Genomic DNA, 11,737 nt, shown 5'->3' on the forward strand with positions numbered 1-11,737 from the left:
TTAAACGGTTACAATTATATTAAAGATAATTGAAGGGGGAAGGACAAATGGCAAACCTATCACTAAAAAATATATACAAAATTTATTCAGGGAATGTTACAGCAGTAAAGAATTTTAATCTTGAGATTGAGGATAAGGAATTTATTGTATTTGTTGGTCCATCTGGATGTGGTAAATCAACAACTTTAAGAATGGTTGCTGGGCTTGAAGATATATCACGTGGAGAACTTTGGATTGGTGATAAACTAGTTAATGATGTTGCACCAAAGGATAGAGATATTGCAATGGTTTTCCAAAGTTATGCTTTATACCCACATATGACGGTATATGAAAATATGGCGTTTGGATTAAAGTTAAGAAAAGTACCAAAGGATGAAATAGATAAAAAGGTAAGAGATGCTGCAAAAGCTCTTGATATAGAACATTTATTACAAAGAAGACCAAAAGCTTTATCAGGAGGACAAAGACAAAGAGTTGCTTTGGGTAGAGCTATAGTTAGAGAACCTAAGGTGTTTTTAATGGACGAGCCATTATCAAACCTTGATGCTAAGCTAAGAGTTCAAATGAGAACTGAGATTTCAAAGCTTCATAAGAAACTAGAAACAACATTTATATACGTAACACATGACCAGACAGAAGCTATGACAATGGGTACAAGAATAGTTGTTATGAAAGATGGTATAGTTCAACAAGTTGATACTCCACAAGAAGTATATGATAACCCAGCTAACGTATTCGTTGCAAGCTTTATTGGAAGTCCTCAAATGAACTTTATTGATGCAAGGATTGTTGAGGCAAATAAAAAGGTTACAGTTCAATTTGGAAAGGATACAATAGAGTTACTTGACAGTCAAGCCGCTGTGCTAAAAAGAGGTGGCTATATAGGAAAAGATGTTATAATGGGTATAAGACCAGAGCATATTAATGATAATGTTGACTTTATAGCTAATAATCCAAATGCTGTAATAGAAGCGAATGTAGAAGTTACTGAACTTATGGGATCTGAAAGCTATATCTATGCTTCAAAGGGTAACAATAATATAACTGTAAAAGTAAATGGAAACACTAAACTTCAATCAGGAGATAAGGCTAAATTTGCACTACAAGTAGAAAAGCTGCACATTTTCGATAAAGAATCAGAAGTTACAGTACTATAGGAGGATTTAAGATGTACAATTTCAAAGAGTTTCTAAGGAAGCTAAATGAACATAGTGGAGTTAGTTTTAAATTAGTTTCTGAAGATGGCACCGTGTGGTTTGACTCAACTATTAATATAGATAGACAAAACTTAATAAAGAAAGAAATTTGGCTAGGAAATCAAACAGCGAATCTTTTACTTAATAAGGATTTTGAAATTTGTGCATCTTTGCTTAAGTACTCTATAGAATCAAAATATAATGAAATCTTTTCGATAAGGGAACAAGTAATTATAGATATGCTAGAAGGAAGAGGTGTTTCTACAGAGGCACTTTATAGTGCCCTTCCTTTCTTACATAATAAGTGCACTCTTTTTTTAATAGCTGTAGACAAAAACATATATGATTCATTAAATATAATTAAACAGTTATATAATAGTGAAGAAGTAATAAGCATGATTTATAAGGAGTATATAGTTGTTTTAGGTAATTTTGAGGATGAGATGGAGCATGCTATTAGTATGAGAGAAGCCATACTTTCAGATCTCTATACGAAGTGCTATGTAAGCTATAGTTCCTTTGAAGGTGGAGCTGTAGAGCTAAAAAAGTCATTTGATGATTCATTAACTTGTATATTTATTGGAAAAAAATATGACTTGAAAAATTTAATATTTGATGAAGAAAGTCTTTTGTTAGAGAAAATAGTATATAATGTTAATGATCACGTAAAACACGAAGTTTGTGAAAAGTTTAAAGATAAGTTTATAAAATTTGATAGTGAAATAATTACTACAATTGAAGAGTTTATTAACAATGGTTTAAATATAAGTGAGGCTGCAAAAAAACTTTATATTCATAGAAATACTTTAATATATAGGCTTGATAAAATACTTAAAGATACGGGATATGACATAAGAGATTTCAAACAAGCTTCTATTTTTATAATTGCTTTCCTTATGTGGAAGGAAAGGAGAATATAATGAAAGTAGATATTATAATATCTGCAGACCATATAAAGGATGAATATCTTAGTAATAAAGTAGTAGTGGTTATAGATATGCTTAGGGCGACTTCAGTTATTACTACTGCTTTAGCTAATGGAGCAAATAGAGTAATACCTTTGTTAACAGTTGAAGAAGCTTTAGAACTAGCTAAACAAAACAGAAAGTACTATATTTTAGGTGGAGAAAGAAAAGCTGTAAAAATAGAGGATTTTGATCTTTCAAATTCTCCTCTTGATTATAGTTCAGAGTTAGTTAGCGGTAAGGATGTTATACTTACAACTACTAATGGGACAAGAGCGATAAATGCTTGTCATAAGGCAAAGAGGATATTTATAGGCTCTATGCTAAATGGAAAGGCAATTGTTGAAAAACTACAAGACCTTAACGAAGATGTAGTATTTGTTAATGCAGGTACTGTTGGACAATTTTCTATGGATGATTTTATATGTGCTGGATATATGATAAATTGTTTAATGGAACATAGTAAAGTTCAATTAAGTGATATCGCTTTTACTGCAAAATATATTTATGAAAATAACAGTAATATTATTGATTATATAAAGAATGCTAGCCATTTCAATATATTAAAAAGTTTAAATCTTCATGATGATATAGATTATTGCATGCAAAAAGATGTATTTTACATAGTACCCGAATATAGAAATGGGGAAATAGTTAATGCAGTCTAGATTAGTTTTATTATAGTTTTCATATCTTTCATATTATTTAAAAAATCAACAAGCACGATGCCTGTTGATTTTTTTATATATTAAGACTAATTCAGTTATATTTTTTTATGCTAACATTAATTCATCACTTAAAGCATCACTACACTTTATAGAATCAAAGTAATCCACTAGTTTATTTATAGTAAGTTGAGATTTTTCCTCTCCACATATATCAAGGATTACTTTACCTTTGTGAAGCATTATTAATCTGCTACCATAAGAAATGGCATGATTAAGATTGTGAGTGATCATAAGTGTAGTAATTTTCTTTTCCTGTACTATGTTATTAGTAAGCTCCATTATTAAGGCGGAAGTCTTAGGATCTAAGGCTGCAGTATGTTCATCTAATAAAAGGAGCTGTGGTTCTACTAAGGTTGCCATTAATAAAGAAAGAGATTGACGCTGTCCACCAGAAAGAGCACCTACCTTAATGTTAAGTTTATCTTCTAAACCAAGATTTAAGGTAGTTAAGATTTCTCTAAAGTAGGTAATATTTTTCTTGTTCACACCTAAGGATAGTCCAAAAGTTTTTCCTTTATTTAAAGCAAGAGAAAGATTTTCTAATATAGTCATTGAAGGTGATGTTCCAAAAGTAGGATTTTGAAAAACTCTTCCTATAAACTTAGCTCTTTGGTGTTCTTTTAACTTTGTAATATCTTTATCAGCTAAAATAATTTTTCCCTTATCAGCAGCGTGGGTACCAGCTATAAGGTTAAGCAAGGTTGATTTTCCTGCACCATTGCTACCGAGTATAGTTATAAAATCACCCGATTTAACAGAGAAGTCAAGACCTTCAAAAATTCTTTGTTCATTTACTGTTCCTTCATTAAAAATTTTATTAATGTTCTCAAGCTTAAGCAACTTCATTACCCCCCTTTGAAAATAGCATTTTTATGCTTTTACTAAAATTTTTATTGTTTGTTACAATAGCAGCTAAAACTATAAGTGCCGTTATTAGTTTTAAATCTGTTGGAGGGAACCCCATTCTAAGAGCTAAGGCTATACTTCCCTTATAAAGTATTGCACCTATGATAACCACAGTAGTAGAAGCTGCGAAGGTAAGCTTCTTAAATATGGATTGACCTAAAATGATAGCTGCGAGTCCCATAACTATAGTTCCGTTACCCATGGTTATATCGGAGAATCTCTGATATTGTGCCATTATTGATCCTGCTAATGCTACCAATCCGTTTGAAAGCATAAGACCAAGAATTTTGCACCATCCAATGCTTACTCCTAATGAAGTTACTAACTGGTTATTATCTCCTGTAGCTTTTAACATATATCCAAGCTTTGTCTTGAAGAATAAGTCCATAAGAAGCTTAACTGATATTACAAGTATTGAGATTACTAAAATAGGTGAAAGATCATACGAAAAAATAGTCTTATTATTAAATAGTGGCACATTTGCTTTTCCCATTATCCTTAAGTTAACAGAATAAAGTGATATCATCACTAGAATACCTGAAAGAAGATTAGTAATTTTTAGCTTAACATGTATGATACCTGTTACAAGTCCTCCTATTAAACCATAGAGCAGAGCAATAAGGCAAACTATCCAAGGATTAATCCCTTTTGTAAGAAAGGAAGCAGAAACAGCAGCTCCTAAGGCAAAGGTTCCATCTACTGAGAGGTCAGGAAAGTCTAAAATGCTGTAGGTAATGAATACTCCAAGAGCCATTATTCCAAATATAAAGCCTTGCTCAAGAGTGTTAATAAGGAAATCCATTATTAGTTGCCTCCTTTTACTATTTTTGCCTTTGATTTTAATTCATCTGGTATAGCTATATTAAGCTTTTTAGCTGTATCTTCATTTATAACTAATTGAGTTTCTTTAAGAGTTTCTATAGGCATATCCTTTATATTTTTACCGTTAAGCACATCTACTGCCATAAGTCCAGTCTGGAATCCAAGCTTGTAATAATCTATTCCTTCAGTTGCTAATCCGCCACCATTAATCTGTCCTTCTTCAGCACCTATAATAGGAATTTTTTTCTCTATAGCTTTTGTAGCTAATATTGGCATACCTGAAACTATTGTATTATCAGTAATTGTATACATAGCATCAATCTTTCCTGATATAGAGCTGAAGGCTTGAGGGATTTCATTTACGTTAGTAACTCCTGCTATAACAATCTCTAGACCAAGCTTCTTACCAATCTCTTTAACCTGAGCTACTTGTATCTCGGAGTTTGCCTCACTGGTATTGTATAATACTCCAACATTCTTTGCGTTAGGTACAAGAGTCTTTAATAGATTAAGTTGTTTTTCAATTGGTGCAGCATCGCTAGTTCCTGCTATATTAGTTTCTGTTTTACTTAAATCTTTAACTAATCCTGCTTTTAACGGGTCTGTAACTGCGGTGATTAAAATTGGAATATTCTTTGTAGAATTAAAAGCAGCCTGTGCTGATGGGGTTGCAATTGCAAAAATCATATCTTTCTTTTGAGAAACGAAGTTTTGTGCAATTGTTTGAGCAGTTGCAATTTCACCTTGAGCATTTTGATAATCTATTTCAAGGTTTTTTCCGTCGTTAAAACCCTTTGATGCAAGAGCATCTACAAAACCCTTACGAGAAGCATCTAAAGCAGGGTGTTCTGCAATCTGAGTAACTCCGATTTTTATCTTATTAGATTTGTTTGTTGATTTGGTACTTTCTGAACATGACATAAATAAGATTGTTGAAAGTACAACTGTGGAAATTAGTGCTAAAAGTCTTTTTCTTGATACCATACTACCATCCTCCTAAATAAATAAAATAATAAAAGCCTCTCCGTAAATAGGAGAGGCTAAATTAACAAAAATAAATACTATTAAGAGGGCATAAAAATCCCCTTCTGCTTAATATCTCCTACCATTCCACTGTGCTACTTTTTTCATGTTAAAATGCTGGTTAATCTACTATCCTACAAAAATCATACTACGAAAACAATATGTTAAAAAACTACATATACTACATTAGTTATTCTAAAATACTCCAAATGTTAAGTCAATAACAAACTTTATGTATTATCTGGTAATGATCTATGACCTAAGCCTATAACTACTTCGTTAAGATGAAGTAATCCTATACTCATAAATATGCATACGCTTAGATGTTCACCAGCTCTAGCAATACCAATCTTTCCACCAACATTTAATCCATTTGCCTTTAGTGAAACCTGCATTATTGCATCTCGCGTTGCTCCAGCTACAGCACCATCGTGAACATGATAATCTAATATTAAGCCACTTCTTTTTGAAGCGACTAATGCTCTTTCTATAATCTTAGGGATAGAAGCAATAAGGTTTCCACCTATATCTACAGCTACAGCAGAAATTCCTTGTTTCTTCAACTCCTGTATTAGTATCATTTCTTCTTCTCTTGAAGAAGTGGACATTTTTATTGAAGCTTTAGCTACATCAATACTATTTATATTCATAACATCCTCCTGGTGATACCATTATCAAATAACTTGGAAAACATAAAATTTTAAGTAATATGATTCATCTGAATTCCATAAAATAGGATGATCTGCAGATTGGGTTCTAAATTCTACTTGTCGTATCTGCCTTTTAGCATCCTGTGCCGCTTCAGCTATTGTTTTAGCAAGCAACTCTTCACTCATATAGTGTGAACAGGAGCATGTAACAAGGTAGCCACCTTCTCTAACCATCTTTAATCCTCTTAGGTTAATTTCTTTATATCCTCTTTTTGCTCCTAAAATTGTGTTTTTGGATTTTGTAAAGGCTGGAGGATCAAGGATAACAACATCAAACTTTCTTCCCTCTCTTGACCATTGTGGAAGCACATCAAAGGCATTATGACATTCAAATTTAACTCTATCAGAAAGCTTATTAAGTTCTGAATTTCTTGTAGCAAAGTCCACAGCATGCTGAGAGATATCTATGCCTAATACAGACTTAGCTCCAGCAATACCAGCATTTAAAGCAAAGGAACCGGTATGAGTAAAGCAATCAAGGACATCCATATCCTTACAAATCCTATGGATTGCTTTTCTATTTTCTTTTTGGTCTAAGAAGAAACCAGTTTTTTGACCATTTTCAAGGTCAACATGGTACTTAACTCCGTTTTCTATAATTTCAATCATGGTATCAAAAGGATCAGTAAGGAATCCCTTTTTTTGCTCTAAGCCTTCTATCTCTCTTGTGGAAATATCACTTCTTTCATAAATACCCTTTGCACTATATTCTTCAGTTAATATCTTAACTATTATATCCCTATATTTGTCCATACCAAGAGTAGAAATCTGAATTACATAATAATCTTCAAATTTATCAACTGTAAGGCCAGGAAGAAAATCTGCTTCACCAAAGATGAATCTACAACTAGAGGTATCTATAACTTTTTTTCTATATTCCCATGCTGCCCTAAATCTTCTTCTAAAAAAGTCCTCATTTATTTCTTCATTTTCATTTCTTGTCATTATTCTAATAGTTATTTTACTTCTATCATTTATATAGCCTTTACCAATAAAGTAACCTTTAGGATTATATACCTCTACGATATCTCCATTTTCATAATCACCATCATATTCATTTATTTCATCAATATATATCCAAGGGCGTCCTTGCTCAACTTTTTTACTTAATCCTTTGTGTAAATAAAATTTACTAGCCATATTTTCACTCCTTCGTACAAATTCTTATAAGATTATAACATATGGAACAATTTTTACTAGAGTAAACAAGCATCCTATTTTGTGGTATCATATATTTAAGGTCATTGGAAATTAATGGACAATGGGCGAGTTACAAAACTTTAGTGTTATGAGTAATATAAAACTAAGTAAGATGGAAAGGAGGAGGTGCGTTGGGAACAGCTTTATTTTCAGCATTTTCTATATTAACTGTAATCTTATTGATCGTAGGATTTGCATTGGTAATTATAGAGATGATAGTTCCAGGGTTTGGACTACCAGGAATTATTGGAGCTATATGTCTTATTGCTGCTGTGTTTATAACATCTACATCTTTTTTAGAAGCTTTAATCATGATTCTTAGCATACTTGCTGTGTTGGGAATAATGCTAGCTGTGGTTTTAAGATCATTCACAAAAGGTAAGCTATTTAATCCGCTCATACTTACAGAAGAGCAAAGGAAGGAAAAAGGTTATATAAGCTATTCAAACTTAGAGTATTTATTGGGCAAAAGTGGTGTGGCTATAACAGATTTAAGACCATCAGGATCAGCAGATTTTGATGGAGTAAAGTTCGATGTTGTTGCTGACGGTGAATACATTTCAAAGGGTACAGCTGTTAGAATTTTTAAAGTTCAAGGATCAAAACTTTGTGTAAAAAGAATTAAATAGGGGGGGATATTGATGAACACATTTGTTAAAATGATTATTACAGTATTAATTATGTTCTTTTTGTTAAGTACATTTTTTACTTTTGTACCGCTAGGACTTTGGGTTTCATCACTAGCTGCTAATGTAAGGGTTAGCATTTTCAATCTTATAGGTATGAGACTTAGAAGAGTTATACCTAGTAGAATCGTACTTCCACTTATAAAGTCAACAAAAGCAGGGATGAATTTAAGTGTAAATCAGCTTGAAGCTCACTACCTTGCTGGAGGTAATGTAGATAAGGTTGTTGATGCTTTGATAGCCGCGCACAGAGCAGATATTGATTTACAGTTTGAAAAGGCTGCTGCGATAGACCTTGCAGGAAGAGATGTTTTTGAAGCTGTTAAGATGAGCGTTAATCCAAAGGTTATAGAAACTCCAAATGTTTCAGCTGTGGCTAAAGATGGTATAGAACTTTTAGTAAAGGCAAGAGTAACAGTAAGAACTAATCTTGAGAGATTAGTAGGTGGAGCGGGAGAAGCTACTATATTGGCCAGAGTTGGTGAGGGGATAGTTACTACTGTTGGTTCTTCGACTAGCCATAAGGAAGTATTAGAGAATCCTGATGCTATTTCTCAAACAGTATTGAATAAAGGGTTAGATGCAGGATCTGCATTTGAGATTCTTTCAATAGATATTGCAGATGTTGATGTAGGAAGAAATATAGGTGCTCACCTCCAAACCCTTCAAGCTGAAGCAGATAAGAATATTGCTCAGGCAAAAGCAGAAGAGAGAAGAGCTATGGCTGTTGCAAGAGAACAGGAGATGAGAGCCGCAGTTGTGGAAGCAGAAGCTGAAGTGCCAAGAGCTATGGCGCAGGCATTAAGAGATGGGAAACTTGGAATAATGGATTATTATGATATGCAAAATATTATTGCTGATACAAAAATGAGATCCTCTATTTCAGAGTCTGGGCAGAAAAAGAAAACAATAGTTGACGATAAGAAATAGGGTTTTGGTGTGATGAATATGGGTGAAAGTATTTTTAATTTTATTAATGAGAGTATAAAGGAATTTAAGCAGTTAGGTTCTGATATTAAAAAAGAATTAAATGAATTTAAGCAGCAAAGTTTTGAGGATAGTGAAGAACAAGATGAATTACAAGAACAAAATTCTAAGATTTTGGATAATAATGTTGAAGATGTAAAAACCAATAGTAATCAATATGAAGAAACGGGAGCTATAGAAAGCATTGTGGAAGAAATAAATTCCACTAAACTTAAACAGGCTATAATTTATTCAGAAATTATAAACAAGCCTGTATGTAGAAGAAAGAGAAGAATTTTAAGAAGATGATTTCATAAATTAGTCTAAAAATACACTAGTTTATCTATCGTATGAGAAAATAATTAACATAAAAATAATCTTCCTAAGAGATACTAATTACAGAACTTATTTTGGGAGGTTTTTATTATGGCATGGGATAGAATAAAAGAATTGAACCTTGATGATAAACTTAAAAATAGTTTAAAGAGCATATCTGATAAAGATTCTGATGCTGTAGAAGGTTTTATAATGGATCCTGATAAACTTCAAATGGTAAAAGATTTGATGCATGATGGTAGTGATTCAAGAAGTATAGGTGATGCTGTAGGACTTACAGTGCGACAAGTAGATATAATAAAAGAATTATTAGGAAAGCTATAAATATATAAGCTTGGGAGGTCATATGACCTCCTATTTTTTTTAAATAATCTTACAAAAATAAGTAGTCTGCTTTCATCTAAAGATAATTAATTTCGCAATTTGCGAATATATTCGATTTTTATTAAATAATTATTAATAAGATTTTATGAAAACATTTTAGAAGGGAATAAAAAGTATGCTAAGTGGAAAATATCCTAGGTTTATTTGCAAGAATTCAATTGAAAGAATTGAGGATTATGAGGGTGATAGATGCTATAAACTTTCTTTCCACATGAACAGAAGAGGAAAGAAAAATGTACTTGTCATAGGTAGAGCTCCAAAACCTTGTGATAATAACCAATGTAATAAGATGGTACAAAGAATTTTAAAGTATATTAATTCTAAAAAAGAGGATTTAGGACCTATATTAAAGATTACATTAGTCAATTTGTTTGTACCTATAGAGTATGATAGACAGAATGTAACTGAAGCTTTTTTTAATAAAGGAGAAACCTTTATTACGGGAAATGATGATAGTTTTGTATTGGAAAATAGAGTTATTAAAAATGATGACATAATTATATCAGCACTTTTGGAGGCAGATTATATAATTCTTGGTTGGGGTGAAGCGATACTAGATATTCAAAAAATATATAATGCAAGAGTTGAGCATATTTTAAAACTTATAAGAAAGCATAAGCATATAAATGATATTTCAAAAGAGATATTTTATGTTGGTGATCTCACAAAAAGAGGTTATCCTAGACACTGTCTTTGTTGGGGATTAAAAGATGAACTTTTAAAGTTTGAATGGTAGTTTTTACTGTAGATATATTTTATTTAATCTAATAATTTGGAATGTTATAGGAATGTTTAAGAGAGGATATATGAAAGTTAGAAATAATAGCTTAAGATTAATTTTTTATATATTTATTGCTATATTTTTAACTATTGTTTTTGGAACAATAATATCTTTTATAACAGCTATATCATATAAGTATAGTGATGAAATAGGAAAGGTAGTAGATGTTTATAAGAACGTTGAGATATATAATAATGGAGAGGATAGTAAAAAAGTTTTTGAAATAAATAAAAGCCAGGATGGCTATATTTATGGTTATAAGTGGCAATGTGTAGAATTTATAAATAGATATTATCATGATGCATTACATTTCTCTATATTAGGAGGTGGAAATGCAAATGAGTATTTTGACACTAATGTAAAAAATGGTGAATTAAATGCTAAAAGAGGACTTATTCAGTTTAAAAATGGAGATGGTGATAAGCCTAAGGTTGATGATATAGTAGTATTTACTAATGGAGAATATGGCCATTTAGCTATTATTAGTAAGGTTAAAGAAGAGTATGTTGAGATAGTTCAACAGAATGTTTATGGAAAAACTAGAGATAAACTGAGAATAACGTATAAGGATGATAAGCCATTTATAGGTGAGGGAAAAAGTATAGCTGGATGGCTAAGAAAAGATTAAAGAAAATTTTATAATACAATTTGTTATTTTATATAAAGGATGGCAACTGCTAAGTCAGTTGCCATTTAATTGTCTAGCATTCTACACTCTCTTTGGTGAATTAGGACCATCCATTATTTAGATAATTATCTATCAACTCTTGTATTTTAGGAGTACACCTTCTACCATTACACCCGCCTGTACGTGCTCCTGTAACCTTTGTAACTTCTTCAGGAGTAAGCGCACCATTTCTTATTGCATCTTTTATTTTGGAGCGTGGAATGGCTTTGCATAAGCAGACTTTTGTAATCTTATCAAGAATTTGCTCATCTAATTTATCTTGCATACTTTTATGCTCCTTATTTAATATAATTTGATTATTTAGAAAAGTATTGAATGATTTAATTAAAATATACAAAGTGGCAAA

15 protein-coding genes are annotated in these 11,737 nt (G+C 31.7%); 9 read left to right on the forward strand and 6 right to left on the reverse strand.

The genetic code is table 11. The features are described from left to right. The first annotated feature begins 47 nt into the window (after positions 1 to 47). From CPJCM30710_RS08325 to CPJCM30710_RS08335, 3 genes are read left to right on the forward strand one after another with little or no spacing between them, the layout of a single operon-like run. Positions 48 to 1,157, forward strand: a complete 1,110-nt coding sequence (locus CPJCM30710_RS08325; protein WP_212903712.1) for an ABC transporter ATP-binding protein — start codon at positions 48 to 50, stop codon at positions 1,155 to 1,157. An 11-nt stretch (positions 1,158 to 1,168) separates the two neighbouring features. Continuing rightward, positions 1,169 to 2,116, forward strand: a complete 948-nt coding sequence (locus CPJCM30710_RS08330) for a PucR family transcriptional regulator (RefSeq protein ID WP_212903713.1) — start codon at positions 1,169 to 1,171, stop codon at positions 2,114 to 2,116. Beyond that, complete coding sequence (locus tag CPJCM30710_RS08335) at positions 2,116 to 2,829, forward strand: 2-phosphosulfolactate phosphatase family protein (RefSeq protein ID WP_212903714.1); 714 nt, start codon at positions 2,116 to 2,118, stop codon at positions 2,827 to 2,829. The genes CPJCM30710_RS08330 and CPJCM30710_RS08335 overlap by 1 nt, the downstream gene beginning before the upstream one ends. A 105-nt stretch (positions 2,830 to 2,934) precedes the next feature. Here the strand turns inward: CPJCM30710_RS08335 and CPJCM30710_RS08340 are convergent, their stop codons facing one another. From CPJCM30710_RS08340 to CPJCM30710_RS08360, 5 genes are all read right to left on the reverse strand, one after another. Next, on the reverse strand, positions 2,935 to 3,729 hold the full coding sequence (locus tag CPJCM30710_RS08340) for an ABC transporter ATP-binding protein (protein WP_212903784.1): 795 nt from the start codon (positions 3,727 to 3,729) through the stop codon (positions 2,935 to 2,937). Next, positions 3,722 to 4,597, reverse strand: coding sequence for an ABC transporter permease (locus tag CPJCM30710_RS08345; protein ID WP_212903715.1), 876 nt, complete (start codon positions 4,595 to 4,597; stop codon positions 3,722 to 3,724). Before CPJCM30710_RS08345 ends, CPJCM30710_RS08340 begins: the two co-directional genes overlap by 8 nt. Before the next feature lie 2 nt (positions 4,598 to 4,599). Next, positions 4,600 to 5,601 (reverse strand): ABC transporter substrate-binding protein, encoded by a 1,002-nt coding sequence (locus CPJCM30710_RS08350; protein ID WP_212903716.1) that lies wholly within the window; start codon positions 5,599 to 5,601, stop codon positions 4,600 to 4,602. 269 nt (positions 5,602 to 5,870) lie between these two features. After that, positions 5,871 to 6,290, reverse strand: coding sequence for a HutP family protein (locus CPJCM30710_RS08355; RefSeq protein WP_212903717.1), 420 nt, complete (start codon positions 6,288 to 6,290; stop codon positions 5,871 to 5,873). A 24-nt stretch (positions 6,291 to 6,314) separates the two neighbouring features. After that, positions 6,315 to 7,490, reverse strand: coding sequence for a class I SAM-dependent rRNA methyltransferase (locus CPJCM30710_RS08360; protein ID WP_212903718.1), 1,176 nt, complete (start codon positions 7,488 to 7,490; stop codon positions 6,315 to 6,317). Positions 7,491 to 7,681: 191 nt separating this feature from the next. On the opposite strand from CPJCM30710_RS08360, the gene CPJCM30710_RS08365 reads away from it, so the two are divergent. The 6 genes from CPJCM30710_RS08365 (at position 7,682) to CPJCM30710_RS08390 (ending at position 11,331) form a co-directional block, all read left to right on the forward strand. Continuing rightward, the gene (locus CPJCM30710_RS08365) at positions 7,682 to 8,179 is read left to right on the forward strand and encodes an NfeD family protein (protein ID WP_246503496.1); all 498 of its coding nucleotides are present in this window, start codon (positions 7,682 to 7,684) and stop codon (positions 8,177 to 8,179) included. 30 nt (positions 8,180 to 8,209) lie between these two features. Continuing rightward, positions 8,210 to 9,166, forward strand: a complete 957-nt coding sequence (gene floA / locus CPJCM30710_RS08370) for a flotillin-like protein FloA (RefSeq protein ID WP_407644980.1) — start codon at positions 8,210 to 8,212, stop codon at positions 9,164 to 9,166. A gap of 18 nt (positions 9,167 to 9,184) precedes the next feature. Beyond that, positions 9,185 to 9,511 carry a hypothetical protein gene (locus CPJCM30710_RS08375; protein WP_212903720.1) on the forward strand — a complete coding sequence of 109 codons (327 nt, stop codon included), beginning with the start codon at positions 9,185 to 9,187 and terminating at the stop codon, positions 9,509 to 9,511. 117 nt (positions 9,512 to 9,628) lie between these two features. Beyond that, complete coding sequence (locus CPJCM30710_RS08380; protein ID WP_212903721.1) at positions 9,629 to 9,862, forward strand: hypothetical protein; 234 nt, start codon at positions 9,629 to 9,631, stop codon at positions 9,860 to 9,862. A 175-nt stretch (positions 9,863 to 10,037) separates the two neighbouring features. Continuing rightward, positions 10,038 to 10,658 (forward strand): DUF1643 domain-containing protein, encoded by a 621-nt coding sequence (locus tag CPJCM30710_RS08385; protein WP_212903722.1) that lies wholly within the window; start codon positions 10,038 to 10,040, stop codon positions 10,656 to 10,658. 70 nt (positions 10,659 to 10,728) lie between these two features. Then, positions 10,729 to 11,331, forward strand: a complete 603-nt coding sequence (locus tag CPJCM30710_RS08390; RefSeq protein WP_212903723.1) for a CHAP domain-containing protein — start codon at positions 10,729 to 10,731, stop codon at positions 11,329 to 11,331. Positions 11,332 to 11,431: 100 nt separating this feature from the next. Here CPJCM30710_RS08390 and CPJCM30710_RS08395 read toward each other — a convergent pair whose 3' ends face one another. Further along, positions 11,432 to 11,656, reverse strand: a complete 225-nt coding sequence (locus CPJCM30710_RS08395; protein ID WP_212903724.1) for a (2Fe-2S)-binding protein — start codon at positions 11,654 to 11,656, stop codon at positions 11,432 to 11,434. Positions 11,657 to 11,737: the final 81 nt, after the last annotated feature.

The sequence above is a fragment of the Clostridium polyendosporum genome (genome assembly GCF_018332455.1).
Classification (GTDB): domain Bacteria; phylum Bacillota; class Clostridia; order Clostridiales; family Clostridiaceae; genus Clostridium_AY; species Clostridium_AY polyendosporum.

Bases quoted from the DNA above. Each gene is read 5' to 3' on its own strand.
- CPJCM30710_RS08395 (WP_212903724.1), bottom strand. From the start codon at position 11,656: ATGCAAGATAAATTAGATGAGCAAATTCTTGATAAGATTACAAAAGTC.
- CPJCM30710_RS08330 (WP_212903713.1), top strand. From the start codon at position 1,169: ATGTACAATTTCAAAGAGTTTCTAAGGAAGCTAAATGAACATAGTGGA.
- CPJCM30710_RS08380 (WP_212903721.1), top strand. From the start codon at position 9,629: ATGGCATGGGATAGAATAAAAGAATTGAACCTTGATGATAAACTTAAA.
- CPJCM30710_RS08345 (WP_212903715.1), bottom strand. From the start codon at position 4,597: ATGGATTTCCTTATTAACACTCTTGAGCAAGGCTTTATATTTGGAATA.
- CPJCM30710_RS08360 (WP_212903718.1), bottom strand. From the start codon at position 7,490: ATGGCTAGTAAATTTTATTTACACAAAGGATTAAGTAAAAAAGTTGAG.
- CPJCM30710_RS08390 (WP_212903723.1), top strand. From the start codon at position 10,729: ATGAAAGTTAGAAATAATAGCTTAAGATTAATTTTTTATATATTTATT.
- CPJCM30710_RS08375 (WP_212903720.1), top strand. From the start codon at position 9,185: ATGGGTGAAAGTATTTTTAATTTTATTAATGAGAGTATAAAGGAATTT.
- CPJCM30710_RS08385 (WP_212903722.1), top strand. From the start codon at position 10,038: ATGCTAAGTGGAAAATATCCTAGGTTTATTTGCAAGAATTCAATTGAA.
- CPJCM30710_RS08355 (WP_212903717.1), bottom strand. From the start codon at position 6,290: ATGAATATAAATAGTATTGATGTAGCTAAAGCTTCAATAAAAATGTCC.
- floA (WP_407644980.1), top strand. From the start codon at position 8,210: ATGATTATTACAGTATTAATTATGTTCTTTTTGTTAAGTACATTTTTT.
- CPJCM30710_RS08325 (WP_212903712.1), top strand. From the start codon at position 48: ATGGCAAACCTATCACTAAAAAATATATACAAAATTTATTCAGGGAAT.
- CPJCM30710_RS08335 (WP_212903714.1), top strand. From the start codon at position 2,116: ATGAAAGTAGATATTATAATATCTGCAGACCATATAAAGGATGAATAT.
- CPJCM30710_RS08350 (WP_212903716.1), bottom strand. From the start codon at position 5,601: ATGGTATCAAGAAAAAGACTTTTAGCACTAATTTCCACAGTTGTACTT.